The sequence below is a fragment of the Pseudomonas sp. GW821-FHT03E01 genome (assembly GCF_059420765.1).
Window position 1 is genome coordinate 113,491 of record NZ_JBWKUI010000012.1, and the last position, 13,586, is coordinate 127,076.

7 protein-coding genes are annotated in these 13,586 nt (G+C 62.3%); 4 read left to right on the top strand and 3 right to left on the bottom strand.

Annotated features, from left to right (window positions below; translation table 11 throughout):
• Positions 1 to 3: 3 nt before the first annotated feature.
• Positions 4 to 999: a catabolite repressor/activator gene (cra, locus tag AC07VO_RS20640; RefSeq protein WP_018929498.1), complete on the bottom strand. Its 996-nt coding sequence runs from the start codon at positions 997 to 999 to the stop codon at positions 4 to 6.
• 301 nt (positions 1,000 to 1,300) lie between these two features.
• Between cra and ptsP the strand changes: the two genes are divergently transcribed.
• The 4 genes from ptsP (at position 1,301) to AC07VO_RS20660 (ending at position 8,564) form a co-directional block, all read left to right on the top strand.
• A complete protein-coding gene (gene ptsP, locus AC07VO_RS20645; protein ID WP_019582441.1) occupies positions 1,301 to 4,168 on the top strand; it encodes a phosphoenolpyruvate--protein phosphotransferase in 2,868 nt (955 codons plus the stop codon).
• A complete protein-coding gene (gene pfkB / locus AC07VO_RS20650; RefSeq protein WP_086945993.1) occupies positions 4,168 to 5,109 on the top strand; it encodes a 1-phosphofructokinase in 942 nt (313 codons plus the stop codon). Before ptsP ends, pfkB begins: the two co-directional genes overlap by 1 nt.
• Before the next feature lie 11 nt (positions 5,110 to 5,120).
• On the top strand, positions 5,121 to 6,860 hold the full coding sequence (locus AC07VO_RS20655) for a PTS fructose-like transporter subunit IIB (RefSeq protein WP_018929501.1): 1,740 nt from the start codon (positions 5,121 to 5,123) through the stop codon (positions 6,858 to 6,860).
• Positions 6,861 to 7,022: 162 nt separating this feature from the next.
• Complete coding sequence (locus AC07VO_RS20660; RefSeq protein WP_064616147.1) at positions 7,023 to 8,564, top strand: alkaline phosphatase D family protein; 1,542 nt, start codon at positions 7,023 to 7,025, stop codon at positions 8,562 to 8,564.
• A 50-nt stretch (positions 8,565 to 8,614) separates the two neighbouring features.
• Here AC07VO_RS20660 and AC07VO_RS20665 read toward each other — a convergent pair whose 3' ends face one another.
• Together AC07VO_RS20665 and AC07VO_RS20670 are read right to left on the bottom strand one after the other, a co-directional pair.
• Complete coding sequence (locus AC07VO_RS20665; protein ID WP_086945994.1) at positions 8,615 to 11,143, bottom strand: PepSY domain-containing protein; 2,529 nt, start codon at positions 11,141 to 11,143, stop codon at positions 8,615 to 8,617.
• 149 nt (positions 11,144 to 11,292) lie between these two features.
• Positions 11,293 to 13,551: a TonB-dependent receptor gene (locus AC07VO_RS20670; RefSeq protein WP_086945995.1), complete on the bottom strand. Its 2,259-nt coding sequence runs from the start codon at positions 13,549 to 13,551 to the stop codon at positions 11,293 to 11,295.
• Positions 13,552 to 13,586 lie beyond the last annotated feature (35 nt).

The following is a 13,586-nucleotide window of genomic DNA, read 5'->3' on the forward strand; positions in this document are numbered from 1 at the left end:
GGTTCAGTCCTGAAGAATACGCTGCTTGAACGTCCGCGCGATGGCCTGCACGCCGGGCTGGTAATCGGCCTGTTCGATGGCGGTCACTGCCAGTTCCAGGGCTTTGTCGGCGATCAGTTGATGCTGCTGGGCCATGGCGTTGACCGGCAGCGGCAGGAAGTCCAGCAACTGCGTATCACCAAAGGTGCCCAGGCGCAGCGGGCGGCTTTTCAGCGGGAAATCGTGCAAGGCATCGAACACGCCCTGAAGCAGCACGTAGGAGGTGGTCACCAGCGCATCCGGCAAATGGCCCAGGCGTTGGATCAATTCTTCCATCAGTTGTTTGCCGCACTCACGGCTGAACGACTCGCCGTGCTCGATCAGCGCCTCGCCTTTGAAACCGTTCAGCGCTTCCTTGAAGCCCGCTGCCCGCTCCTGGCTGATACTCAATTCGGGGCGTGCACCGAGCAGCGCGATCTGTTTTGGCAGCGGGGTCAGCAGGCTGCGGGTCAGGTGCAGGCTGGCTTCGCGATCATCGCTGATCACCGAGCAGAAATGCTCGGGCTCCATCACCCGGTCGATGGCGATGATCGGAATGCCTTTGGCCTGTAACTGGCGATAACTGTCGTCACCGGCCGGCAGGCAACTGGCGACGATCAGCGCATCGCAGCGGCGGGCGCGGAACAGTTGCAGCAATTGCCGTTCGCTGTCCGGCGCATCGTCGGAGCTGGCGATCAGCAGCTGATAGCCGCGCGCCCGGGCGCCTTGTTCCAGCAGTTTGGCGATTCGCGCGTAACTGGGGTTTTCCAGGTCCGGCAGAATGAAGCCCAGGGTGCGGGTGTGCCGACTGCGCAGCCCGGCGGCCTGCGGGTTGGGCGTGAAGCCATGTTGTTCGACCACTGCCCGCACGCGCTCGACAGTGGCGCTGCTGATGCGTTGCTGTTCGGCCTTGCCATTGATGACGTAACTGGCGGTGGTCACGGAGACACCGGCCAATTGTGCAATATCACTGAGTTTCAACCCGGTATTCCTTGTTTTTAGAGCGTGCCCCGACATTTTCGCCAATCCTACCCGATTGAGGCAGGCGACCATTGTCGCAGCACATCCGATAATTGGACTTCAAGGATGAGACATTATCGAGTAACGTGCCTAAGATTCTAGATTAAACGTTTCAGCAGGCGTATTTTCTACGTTATAGGTCGCTTTGGCCGGTTCTGCCGCGAAACCGCCAAAACTGCGTCTGAAAAGGTGTTCTCAAAACGCCTAAGCTGAATCAATCAAAACAATACCTGGCGTCACACGGCGCCAAAAAGGAGAAAGCATGCTCGAGCTCACCATAGAGCAGATATCCATGGGCCAGTCGGCTGTGGATAAAGCCACCGCCTTGCAATTGCTCGCTGACCGACTCGTGACCGATGGCCTGGTGGCCGACGGTTACCTCGCAGGCTTGCAGGCCCGGGAAGCCCAGGGCTCGACCTTTCTCGGCCAAGGTATTGCCATCCCCCATGGCACTCCCGAAACCCGCGATCAGGTATTCGCCACTGGCGTGCGGCTGATGCAGTTTCCTGACGGAGTGGACTGGGGCAATGGCCAGATCGTTTATCTGGCCATCGGTATCGCCGCCAAATCCGATGAACACCTGCGCCTGCTGCAACTGCTGACCCGTGCCCTCGGTGAAACCGACCTGGGCCAGGCCCTGCGTCGCGCCAGTTCCGCCGAAGCCTTGTTGAAATTGCTGCAAGGCGCGCCACAAGAGCTGGCACTGGACGCACAGATGATCGGCCTCGGTGTGTCCGCCGATGACTTCGAAGAGCTGGTTTGGCGCGGTGCCCGTTTGCTGCGTCAGGCCGATTGCGTGAGCAACGGTTTTGCCGGCGTCTTGCAGCAGGTCGAAGCGCTGCCGCTGGGCGATGGCCTGTGGTGGCTGCACAGCGAACAAACGGTGAAGCGTCCCGGCCTGGCGTTCGTTACCCCGGACAAACCCATCCGCTACCTCGGTCAGCCGCTGAGCGGGCTGTTCTGCCTGGCCAGCCTCGGTGAAGCCCATCAGGCGCTGCTCGAACGTCTTTGCGCGTTGCTGATTGAAGGTCGCGGCCATGAATTGGGCCGTGCCACCAGTAGCCGCGCGGTGCTGGAGGTCCTTGGCGGTGAAGTGCCGGCGGACTGGCCGAGCGCACGCATTGCCCTGGCCAACGCCCACGGTTTGCATGCGCGCCCGGCGAAGATCCTCGCGCAACTGGCGAAAAGTTTTGAAGGCGAGATCCGTATACGCATCGTCGATGGTCACGACAGCGCGGTGTCGGTGAAGAGTTTGAGCAAACTGCTCAGCCTTGGCGCCCGTCGCGGTCAGGTGCTGGAACTCATCGCCGAACCGGTCATCGCCGCCGACGCCTTGCCGGCCTTGCTGGCGGCCATCGAAGAAGGCCTCGGTGAAGAAGTCGAGCCGCTGCCCGTGGTAAGCCAGCAGCGCGAAGTGCTCGTGGAGGTGGAGGTCGCCGAAACACTGCTCGCGCCAGCGTCCGGCAGCCTGATTCAGGCGATTGCCGCGGCACCGGGGATCGCCATCGGCCCGGCGCATATTCAAGTGCTGCAAGTCATCGATTACCCGCTGCGCGGTGAGTCCGCGGCCATCGAGCGCGAGCGTCTCAAGCAAGCGCTGGCCGATGTGCGTCGTGACATCGAAGGCCTGATCGAGCGCAGCAAGGCCAAAGCGATTCGCGAGATTTTCATCACCCATCAGGAAATGCTCGACGATCCGGAATTGACCGACGAAGTCGAAACCCGCCTCAAGCAAGGTGAAAGCGCCGAAGCGGCGTGGATGACGGTGATCGAAGCCGCCGCCAAACAACAGGAAGCGCTGCAGGACGCGTTGCTCGCCGAACGTGCCGCCGACTTGCGCGACATTGGCCGTCGGGTGCTGGCGCATTTGTGTGGCGTCGAAACGCCTGCGGAGCCTGCGCAACCGTACATTCTGGTGATGGACGAAGTCGGCCCGTCGGATGTGGCGCGTCTTGATCCGACGCGCGTCGCCGGCATTCTCACCGCTCGCGGTGGTGCCACGGCCCACAGTGCGATTGTCGCCCGGGCCCTGGGTATTCCGGCACTGGTGGGCGCCGGCGCCGCCGTGTTGCTGCTGAAACCGGGCACGCCGCTGTTGATCGATGGCCAACGCGGCCGCCTGCACGTGGACGCCGATGCCGCGACCTTGCAGCGCGCCACCGAAGAGCGCGACACCCGCGAACTGCGCCTCAAAGCCGCCGCCGAACAACGCCATCAACCGGCGCTGACCACCGACGGCCACCCCGTGGAAGTGTTCGCCAATATCGGTGAAAGCGCTGGCGTCACCAGCGCGGTGGAGCAGGGCGCCGAAGGCATTGGCCTGTTGCGCACCGAACTGATTTTCATGGCTCATTCACAAGCACCGGACGAGGCCACCCAGGAAGTCGAATACCGTCGTGTACTCGATGGCCTGGCCGGGCGACCGCTGGTGGTGCGCACCCTCGACGTCGGTGGCGACAAACCGCTGCCGTACTGGCCGATCGCCAAAGAAGAGAACCCGTTCCTCGGTGTGCGTGGCATTCGCCTGACCCTGCAACGTCCGCAGGTCATGGAAGCGCAATTGCGCGCCTTGCTGCGTGCGGCGGATAACCGTCCCTTGCGGATCATGTTCCCGATGGTCGGCAGCGTCGATGAGTGGCGCCAGGCTCGGGACATGACCGAACGTCTGCGTCTGGAAATCCCGGTCGCCGATCTGCAACTGGGGATCATGATCGAAGTGCCGTCGGCCGCCTTGCTGGCGCCGGTATTGGCCAAGGAAGTGGACTTCTTCAGCGTTGGCACCAACGACCTGACCCAGTACACCCTGGCCATCGACCGTGGTCACCCGACTTTGTCGGCCCAGGCTGACGGCTTGCACCCGGCGGTGCTGCAACTGATCGACATCACCGTGCGTGCGGCTCATGCTCATGGCAAGTGGGTCGGCGTGTGCGGTGAACTGGCGGCCGATCCGCTGGCGGTGCCGGTGCTGGTGGGCCTGGGTGTGGATGAGTTGAGCGTGTCGGGCCGCAGCATTGCCGAGGTCAAGGCGCGCATTCGCGAACTCAGCCTGACCCAGACTCAAACCCTTGCCCAACAGGCCCTGGCCGTGGGCAGCGCGAACGAAGTCCGCGCATTAGTGGAGGCGCTGTAATGGCCAAGATCTTAACCCTGACCCTCAACCCGGCGCTGGACCTTACCGTTCAATTGCCGATGCTTGTGCCCGGTCAGGTCAATCGCAGCGACGAAATGCACACCCACGCCGCCGGCAAAGGGGTGAACGTGGCGCAGGTGCTGGCCGACCTCGGGCATCAGCTGACTGTCAGCGGGTTTCTCGGGGAAGATAACCTTCAGGCGTTCGAAACCCTGTTCGCCAAACGCGGCTTCACCGACGCGTTTATCCGCGTCCCCGGCGAGACCCGCAGCAATATCAAACTGGCGGAAAACGATGGGCGCATCACCGATATCAACGGCCCGGGGCCGCGGGTCAGTGAAGCGGCGCAGCAGGCTTTGCTCGATCGGCTCGACCAGATTGCACCAGGGCATGACGCCGTCGTGGTGGCCGGCAGTTTGCCCCGTGGCGTGAGTGCTCAATGGTTGCGGGAGTTGATCCTGCGCTTGAAAAAACGCGGCTTGAACGTTGCGCTCGACTCCAGCGGTGAAGCCTTGCGCGCCGGCCTGTCGGCTGGCCCGTGGCTGATCAAGCCCAACACTGAAGAGCTGGCTGAAGCACTGGATTGCGAAGTGGTTTCCGTGGGCGCCCAAGCCGAGGCCGCGAGCCGTTTGCACGCTCATGGCATCGAGCACGTGGTGATTTCCCACGGTGCCGACGGGGTGAACTGGTTCAGCGTCGGCTCGGCGATGCATGCCACACCGCCCAAGGTCAGCGTGGTCAGTACCGTCGGTGCGGGGGATTCGTTGCTGGCGGGCATGTTGCACGGCTTGCTCAGTGCCGATACGCCTGAACAGACCTTGCGCACCGCCACTGCGATTGCAGCCATGGCCGTCACCCAGATCGGTTTTGGCATCGGCGACGCCGCGCAACTGGCGCAGCTCGAACAGGGCGTGCGCGTGCGCCCCCTGACAGAACAATAAGAGGGTTTGCAATGAAATTAGCCATTGTTACGGCCTGCCCGAACGGCATGGTCACCAGTGTGCTGTGTGCTCGTCTGCTCGATGCAGCGGCCCAGCGTCAGGGCTGGAGCACCAGTGTCGAAGTCGTGGATGCAGCCCATCCGGAACGTCAATTGTCGGCGGCGATCATCGAGGCCGCCGAGTGGGTGTTGCTGGTCACCAGCGCACCGGTGGATATGTCACGGTTTATCGGCAAACGGGTGTTCCAGAGCACCCCGGCCCAGGCTCTGCAAGATGTCGAAGCGGTGCTGCGCCGTGGGGTAGAGGAAGCCGAGGTTTACGTCGCGCCCGCAGCCACCGCTGAACCTGCCGCGGTTGCTAAACAGGCGCCACGCCTGGTGGCCGTCACCGCGTGCCCGACCGGTGTCGCCCACACCTTCATGGCCGCCGAAGCCTTGCAGCAAGCGGCCAAGCGTCTGGGTTACGACCTGCAAGTGGAAACCCAGGGCTCGGTCGGCGCACGCAATCCGCTTAGTGCAGAGGCGATTGCCAATGCCGACGTGGTGCTGCTGGCGGCAGACATCGAAGTTGCCACCGAGCGTTTCGCCGGCAAGAAAATCTACCGCTGCGGCACAGGCATCGCCCTGAAACAGGCCGAAGCGACGCTGAACAAAGCCCTGGCCGAAGGCAAGCAGGAAAGCGCTGCGACCGGCGCCAAAGGCCCGGCCAAACAAGAGAAGACCGGTATCTACAAACACCTGCTGACCGGTGTCTCGTACATGTTGCCGATGGTGGTGGCGGGCGGTCTGATGATTGCCTTGTCCTTCGTGTTCGGCATCACCGCGTTCAAGGAGCAAGGCACGCTCGCGGCGGCGCTGATGCAGATCGGCGGCGAGAGCGCGTTCAAACTGATGGTGCCGCTGCTGGCGGGTTATATCGCCTACTCGATCGCTGACCGTCCGGGCCTGGCGCCGGGGATGATCGGTGGTTTGCTGGCGAGCACGCTCGGTGCCGGTTTCATCGGCGGGATCATTGCTGGTTTTATCGCCGGCTATGCGGCCCAGGCGATCAACCGTTATGCGCGCTTGCCGCAAAGTCTTGAGGCGCTGAAGCCGATCCTGATCATTCCGTTGCTGGCGAGCCTGTTTACCGGTCTGGTGATGATCTACGTGGTTGGCAAACCGGTGGCCGGGATGCTTGCGGGGCTTACCCATTTCCTCGACAGCATGGGCACCACCAACGCAATTCTGCTCGGTGTGCTGCTGGGCGGCATGATGTGCGTCGACCTTGGTGGGCCGATCAACAAGGCGGCTTACGCGTTTTCGGTGGGGCTGCTGGCATCGCAGAGTTATGCACCGATGGCCGCGACCATGGCCGCCGGCATGGTGCCGCCGATTGGCCTGGGCATCGCCACGTTGATTGCCCGGCGCAAGTTCGCCCAGACGGAACGCGAGGCCGGTAAAGCGGCGCTGGTGCTGGGGCTGTGCTTTATCTCCGAAGGGGCGATTCCGTTCGCGGCCAAAGACCCGCTGCGGGTGATTCCGGCGAGCATCGCCGGCGGTGCGCTGACCGGCGCGTTGTCGATGTACTTCGGCTGCAAACTCATGGCGCCGCACGGTGGATTGTTTGTGATGCTGATTCCGAATGCGATCAACCATGCGCTGTTGTATCTGCTGGCGATCGTGGCCGGGAGTCTGCTGACGGCGGTGGTGTATTCGGTGCTCAAGCGACCGGAAACAGTGGAACTGGCGCTGGAGCCGGCTAACGCTTAACAGCCAAAGATCGCAGCCTTTGGCAGCTCCCGGCCAGAACAGTGTTCGACCGCGATATGGCGGCGTACATCGAGCCTGGAGCTGCTGGAGGGTGCGATCTTTTTTGTGTCATACCTGATTCATGCGGTCATGCTTTAGTTTTCCTTTTTCAGGGAGAGCACCATGAGCGAATTCGACCTCGGCCGCCGTCGTGTCATACAAGCTGTCGGAGCCGGGCTGTTGCTGCCCGGGCTGGCGCCGGCGGTGATTGCATCGGTCAAGGATCGGCCGCAACTCACCGATGGTGTGCAGTCCGGCGACCTGTTGGGCGACCGGGCGATGATCTGGAGCCGTAGCGATCGCGCGGCGCGGATGGTGGTGGAATGGGACACGCGCAGCCTGTTCAGCAACCCTCGTCGATTCGTCTCGCCATTGGCCGATGCCGGCACCGATTTCACCGCTCGGGTCGAACTCACCGGCCTGCCTGCCGATCAGGCAATTTTCTACCGCGTGACGTTCGAAGACGCCCAGAGCGGTGTCGCCAGCGAACCGTGGTTCGGCCATCTGCGCAGTGTGCCCAGCGCTCGGCGGAATATTCGTTTCGTCTGGAGTGGCGACACGGTTGGCCAAGGCTTCGGCATCAACCCGGACATCGGCGGTATGCGCATCTACGAAGCCATGCGTCTGCGCCTGCCGGATTTTTTTATCCACAGCGGCGACACCATCTACGCTGATGGCCCGGTGCCGGCGCAACTGACCACCGAAAGCGGCCGGGTGTGGCGCAACGTCACCAGCGAAGCCAAGAGCAAAGTCGCCGAAACCCTCGACGAGTATCGCGGCAATTACCGCTACAACCTGATGGACGAAAACGTCCGTCGTTTCAACGCCGAAGTGCCGCAGATCTGGCAGTGGGACGACCACGAAGTGGTGAACAACTGGTCGCCGGGCAAGCAACTGGATGATCGCTACAAGAGCAAAGATATCCACAGCCTGGTGGGCCGCGCACGGCAGGCCTGGCTGGAATATGCGCCGATGCGTTTGCAGAGCGCCGACGGTGGCGGGCGGATTTATCGCAAGCTGAGTTATGGGCCGATGCTCGATGTGTTCGTGCTCGACATGCGCAGCTACCGGGGTGCCAATGACGACAACCTTGGTGCCGCCAAACCGTTCCTCGGTCGAGAGCAATTGGATTGGCTCAAACGTGAATTGAAAGGCTCCCAGGCTCAATGGAAAGTCATCGCCGCCGACATGCCTATCGGCCTCGGCGTCCCGGACGGCGAAGTCAGCCCCGGTGTGGCGCGTTGGGAGGCGGTGGCCAACGGTGATCCGGGCCCGGCTCAAGGCCGTGAGCTGGAGATCGCTGAGTTACTGAGCTTTCTGCGGGCGCAGCAGGTGCGCAATTTCGTTTGGCTGACGGCGGATGTGCATTATTGCGCGGCGCACCATTACCATCCTGATCGCGCGGCGTTCCAGGACTTCGAACCGTTCTGGGAATTTGTCGCGGGGCCACTGAATGCGGGGAGCTTCGGGCCGAATGCGCTGGATAAAACCTTCGGCCCCGAGGTGGTGTTCCAGAAGGCTCCCGCGGCGCAGAACACCTCGCCGTTTGCCGGGTTTCAGTTTTTTGGCGAGGTGAACATCGATGGGCAGTCGGGGGAGTTGAGTGTCGTGCTGCGGGATCTGGATGGGGTGGGGGTGTTCGAGCGTAAGTTGCAGCCGGTTTGAGGGCAGCATGATTGTTCCCACGCTTTGCGTGGGAACAATCATCAACGGTGTCAGTAAACGTCGCGGCGGTAGCGGCCCTGTTCGATCAGGCGCTCGACTTCATCCGCACCCAGCACGTCGTTAAGCACTTGGTCCACCCCTGACGCCATCCCCTGCAAACTGCCGCAGATGTAAATCACGGCGCCATCGGCCAGCCATTTCTTCAGCTCGCCGGCAGACTCGCGCAGGCGATCCTGCACATAGATTTTCTCGGCCTGATCGCGGGAAAACGCCAGGTCCAGACGCGCCAGATCACCGTTGATCAACCACTCTTCCAGCTCGGCACGGCACAGAAAATCGTGCTCGCGATGACGCTCGCCAAACAGCAACCAGTGACGCTGCTGCCCGTCGGCGATCCGTGCCTTGAGCAAGCTGCGCAACCCGGCCAACCCGGTGCCGTTGCCCAGCAGGATCATCGGCACCGGTTCGTTCGGCATATGGAAACCACTGTTGCGCCGCACCCGCAGGTTGACGTGGCTGCCCACAGGCACGTGTTCGGTCAACCAGCCGGAGCCGATGCCCAGGCTGCCGTCTGGGTGCCGCTCCTGACGCACGATCAATTCCAGCGCGCCGTCGGCGGCGATCGAGGCGATGGAGTATTCGCGCAGGGCCAGTGGCACCAACGCATTCACCAGCGCTTGCGCGTGCAGGCCGACCAGATGAGCGCGGTTCTCGGGCAGTTGGCGGCTGGCCAGGGCTTGCTCCAGAGACTGCGACAGGCCATCGAGTTCAACCGTGGCTCGACCGTCAATTCCCAGGCCTTCGAGGAAATGCTCGATGGCCCACGCACCATTGCGCGGCAGCACTTCCACCAGATCACCGGCCAGCCAACTGCTGGTGCTGGGAGCGGTAAGGCCGAGCAAGTACACGGGAGCTCCACTGCTGTCCGGGTTCATCAATTCGCGGCGGGTCAGGGTCCAGTTGTCGTAGCTGGGCGCTTGCCAGGTGTCGACCGGTGCCTGACCCGTCAGCAGACCGAGTTGCTGTTGCCAGTGACGCAGGGCGTAAGGGTCGCCACCGTCGACTTCAACCGGGGCGAACAAGGTCTTGCCGCCGTGCTCGCCCAGCCAGGTGTGCAAGCGACGGGCGAAGCCGCAGAAGTGTTGATACTGGCGGTCACCGAGGCCGAGAACGGCATAGTTCAGGCGTTTAAGACTCGGTGCACGCCCCAGCACTTTACGTTCGAAACCGCGGGCGCTGTCCGGCGCTTCGCCGTCGCCGAAGGTGCTGACCACAAACAGCGCGTTGCTGGAATCTCGCAGGTCCTGTTCGCTGACATCGGCCAACGGTTGAACTTTCACCGGTAATCCGGCGGCCTGCAATTGCCCGGCAGTCTGCCAGGCGAGCTGCTCGGCAAACCCGCTCTGGCTGGCGAAGCCGATCAGCCATGCCGGTGCGTCGCTACCCGGTTGCTCAAGGCCTTTACGGGCATCCTTGATCTGACGTTTCTTGCGTCGGCGGTCCAGGTACAGCAACCAGCCCGTGACGAAAAACAGCGGCATGCTCAGCGCGGTGATGGTCAGGATGATCCGCCCGACCAGCCCGAAATAACTGCCGACGTGCAGTGCATAAATACTGGTCAGCAACTGCGCCTTGAGGCTCTTGTCGCTGTAGCGGTCATGACGGCTGACGGCGCCGGTCACCGGATCGAGGGTGATCTGGTTCCGTGCCTGGTCGTGGGGTGAATCCTTCAGCAGGTAGAACACGGTTGCCGGTTGCCCGGCCACTGGCGGCATCCGAACGTTGTAGGACGAAAGACCAGGGCCGGCGGCGCTGTAGATGCTGCTCCACATCGCGGCGTAATCGGCGGTGGGGGCCGGGCCGCTTGGTGCAGGGCCGCGACCACTGCGAACCCGCTCGTTTTGCGGCGAGTCGGACAGCAGCCTGGTCAGACCTTTGTTGTACCACTCGTACGACCAGGACAACCCGGTCAGTGCCGCCAAAAGGTAGAACACCAGGCACCAGGTACCGGCCACCGAGTGCAGGTCCCAATTGAAGCTGCGACCCTTTTTCTTCCAGTCCAGCGTCAGCCAGGCGCGCCAGCTTTTCCACTGGCGCGGCCAGCGCAGGTACAGGCCGGACAGGCAGAAGAACACCAGAATCAGCGTGCAGGCGCCGGTGATCTGCCGGCCGGTATCACCCATGGCGAGGAAGCGGTGCAACTGCAGCATCAGGCCGAAGAAGTCCTGGCCGGTGACGTCGCCCATGAACTCGGCGGTGTACGGGTCGAAATAACGCATCTGCCCGCGACGTTCGCCGGGCGGCGCCGTGAAGATCACCCGCGCAGCATTGCCGCTGTCGGTCTCGACCCAGAGCATCGAAACGATCTTGCCCGAAGCGCTTTCGATTTTCTCCACCAGTTCGGCCGGTGGCAGCACGCCGGCGATCTGCTTCTCGACGTGCAGCACGGAGGGGTTCAGCGTTCGCAGGATTTCATCCTGAAACGATACTGCCGCCCCGGTAATGCCCATCAGGGCCAGGACCAGTCCGGCGCTGATGCCGAAAAACCAGTGCAACTGGAACAGGGATTTCTTCAACACGTCGCTCGCCTTGTTCGTTCAAAAGTCATCATCACGGCGCGCATTATGCCGTGAGTTGTCGAGAAGCATTCTTTTTTACACGCAAAAGCCCCGTTCACTTTGATGAACGGGGCTTTTGCCTGAGCGCTTTGGTCTTCACGCTTCTGTTATCAGAAGTGGAAGTTGGCACTCAGCAGGGCAGTGCGGCCCGCCGCCACGTGGGCGTAGTGCGTCTGGAATACCTGGTCGAAGTAACGCTTGTCGGTCAGGTTTTGTACGTTGAGTTGCAGGTCGACGTTCTTGGTCAGGCGGTAGCTGGCCATCGCGTCGTAACGCCAATAGGACGGAATCTCCACCGAGTTGGCGACGTTGCCGAACTGGGAATCGACGAAGGTCGCACCGGCACCGACGGTCAACTTGTCCGGCACCAGGTCGTAGGTCGACCAGAACGTGAAGTTGTTCCGTGGGGTGCTTGGCATGTGGTTGCCTTCATCGGCGGCGAGGGTGGTTTTGACCACTTCGCTGTCCATGTAGGTGTAGCCGCCGAAGACTCGCCAGTTACGGGTCAGCTTGCCGGTGTAGGTCAGTTCCAGGCCATTGACCTGCTGTTCGCCGTCCAGCACTTGGGTGGTGCCGCCGTCCGGATCGTTGATACGCGCGTTGGTTTTCTCGGTGCGGAACAGTGCGGCGGTCAGCGACAGGTCGTCACCGAAGAAGTCCCACTTGGTGCCAATCTCGTAGTTGCGGTTCTTTTCCGGGTCCAGACTGCTGTTGTTCGCCGCCAGTTCCAGGCCACCGTTGCCGCTGGTTTCGCCGGCCGGGTTGCTGGACGTCGAGTAGGCGGCATAGAGGCTGCCGTTTGGCAGCGGGTTGTAGACCACGCCGATCTGGTAGTTCACCAGGTCGCTGGTGTTCTGACGGGAGAAACTGCCCGCTGGAGCCGTGCTGCTGGCGTTGGCGAAACCGCTGGATTCGACTTGGTAGTTGTCATAACGCAGGCCCAGGTTCAGGGACCATTGCTCGTTGAACTTCAGGGTGTCGAACACGTAGGCCGCGGCGGTCTTGGTGTCGGTGTCGGTGAAGGCGTTGCTGTCGGTGATCGTGCCGTTCCAGTTATCCCCAGGCGTCGGGTTGTACAGGCTGGTGCAGTCGCCGGAGTTGAACAGGGCACGGTTGCACTGGGTACCGCTGGCGCCGGAGGTCAGGAGGTACGGGCGGTTGTGGGTGTCCTGATAGGAAAACTCCAGACCGGTCACCAGGCTGTGCTCGATGGCGCCGGTGTTGAATTTGGCACTCAGGTCGGTCTGGTTGATCCAGCCGCTGGACGTCGAGTTACGGCTCTTCGCGCCACGGTAGACACTGCCGTTGGCCACGTTGCCCTTGCTGTCGTCAGGGTTGGTGACGATGTAGTCCAGGGTTGAACGGGACATGCGAAAGCTGTTCGACACGGTCAGGCTATCGTTCAGATCGTGCTCGAGCTTGATCGTGCCGCTGTCGTTGCTGGTCTGGCGATAGTCGCGGCCGGTGAGGCCGTAGAAGTTGTCGCGGTTGACGTTGGCCGGCTTGTCGACGTTGTACTTGCTGCGGTTGGGGCTCAGGGTCAACGGGATGCCGTAGTCGGGCATGTCGTCGGTTTCGACGTGGTAGTAGCCGACGGTCAAGCGGGTGTCGGTGCCCAGGCCGAAGGCGAAGGACGGTGCCACGCCCCAGCGACTGACGTCCACGGCATCACGCCCGGCGACGTTGGCTTCGTGCTTCATCAGGTTCAGCCGGAACGCCGAGGTGTCGGTCATTTGCTGGTTCAGGTCGAGGGTGGTGCGCTTGGTCTGGTCCGAGCCCCAGGTGAAGCCGCCGTTGTAGGCATTGCCCAGCTTGGCTGTTTTGCTCACCAGGTTCAGGCTGCCACCGGTGGATCCGGCGCCGGTGAAGGCTGATCCCGGGCCCTTGCTGACTTCGATCGATTCAACGTTGAAGATCTCGCGGCTCTGGGACGCCACGTCGCGCATGCCGTCGATGAACACATCGCTTTCGGCGTTGAATCCACGAATGATCGGACGATCACCGGCCGGGTTGCCGCCCTCGCCGGCACCAAAGGTGATACCCGGGGTGGTGCGCAGGGCGTCGACCAGGCTGGTGGCGCCGGTGTCGCGAATCACTTGTTGCGGGATCACGGTGACGCTTTTCGGCGTCTCGCGCAGTGGCGCGGTGTACTTCTTGGAGGCCGAGGTATCGGTCTTGTAGGAGGTGTCATCCTGCTCGCCTACAACGCTGGTGGCGTCCAGGGATATGGCATTGCCGGGTGCTTTTTCGTCGGTCTTCTCGGCCGCGAAAACCATGTGGCCCGCAGAGCCGGCGGTGATCGCCACGCCAATTGCAGACGCGAGCAAACGCGGTGAACTGACCGTTGATTGTGGTTGTTGGCGTGACATGTGAATTCCCCTCCCCAAGGATTTGAGGTCGCGGA

Bases quoted from the DNA above. Each gene is read 5' to 3' on its own strand.
- ptsP (WP_019582441.1), top strand. From the start codon at position 1,301: ATGCTCGAGCTCACCATAGAGCAGATATCCATGGGCCAGTCGGCTGTG.
- pfkB (WP_086945993.1), top strand. From the start codon at position 4,168: ATGGCCAAGATCTTAACCCTGACCCTCAACCCGGCGCTGGACCTTACC.
- AC07VO_RS20655 (WP_018929501.1), top strand. From the start codon at position 5,121: ATGAAATTAGCCATTGTTACGGCCTGCCCGAACGGCATGGTCACCAGT.
- AC07VO_RS20660 (WP_064616147.1), top strand. From the start codon at position 7,023: ATGAGCGAATTCGACCTCGGCCGCCGTCGTGTCATACAAGCTGTCGGA.
- AC07VO_RS20670 (WP_086945995.1), bottom strand. From the start codon at position 13,551: ATGTCACGCCAACAACCACAATCAACGGTCAGTTCACCGCGTTTGCTC.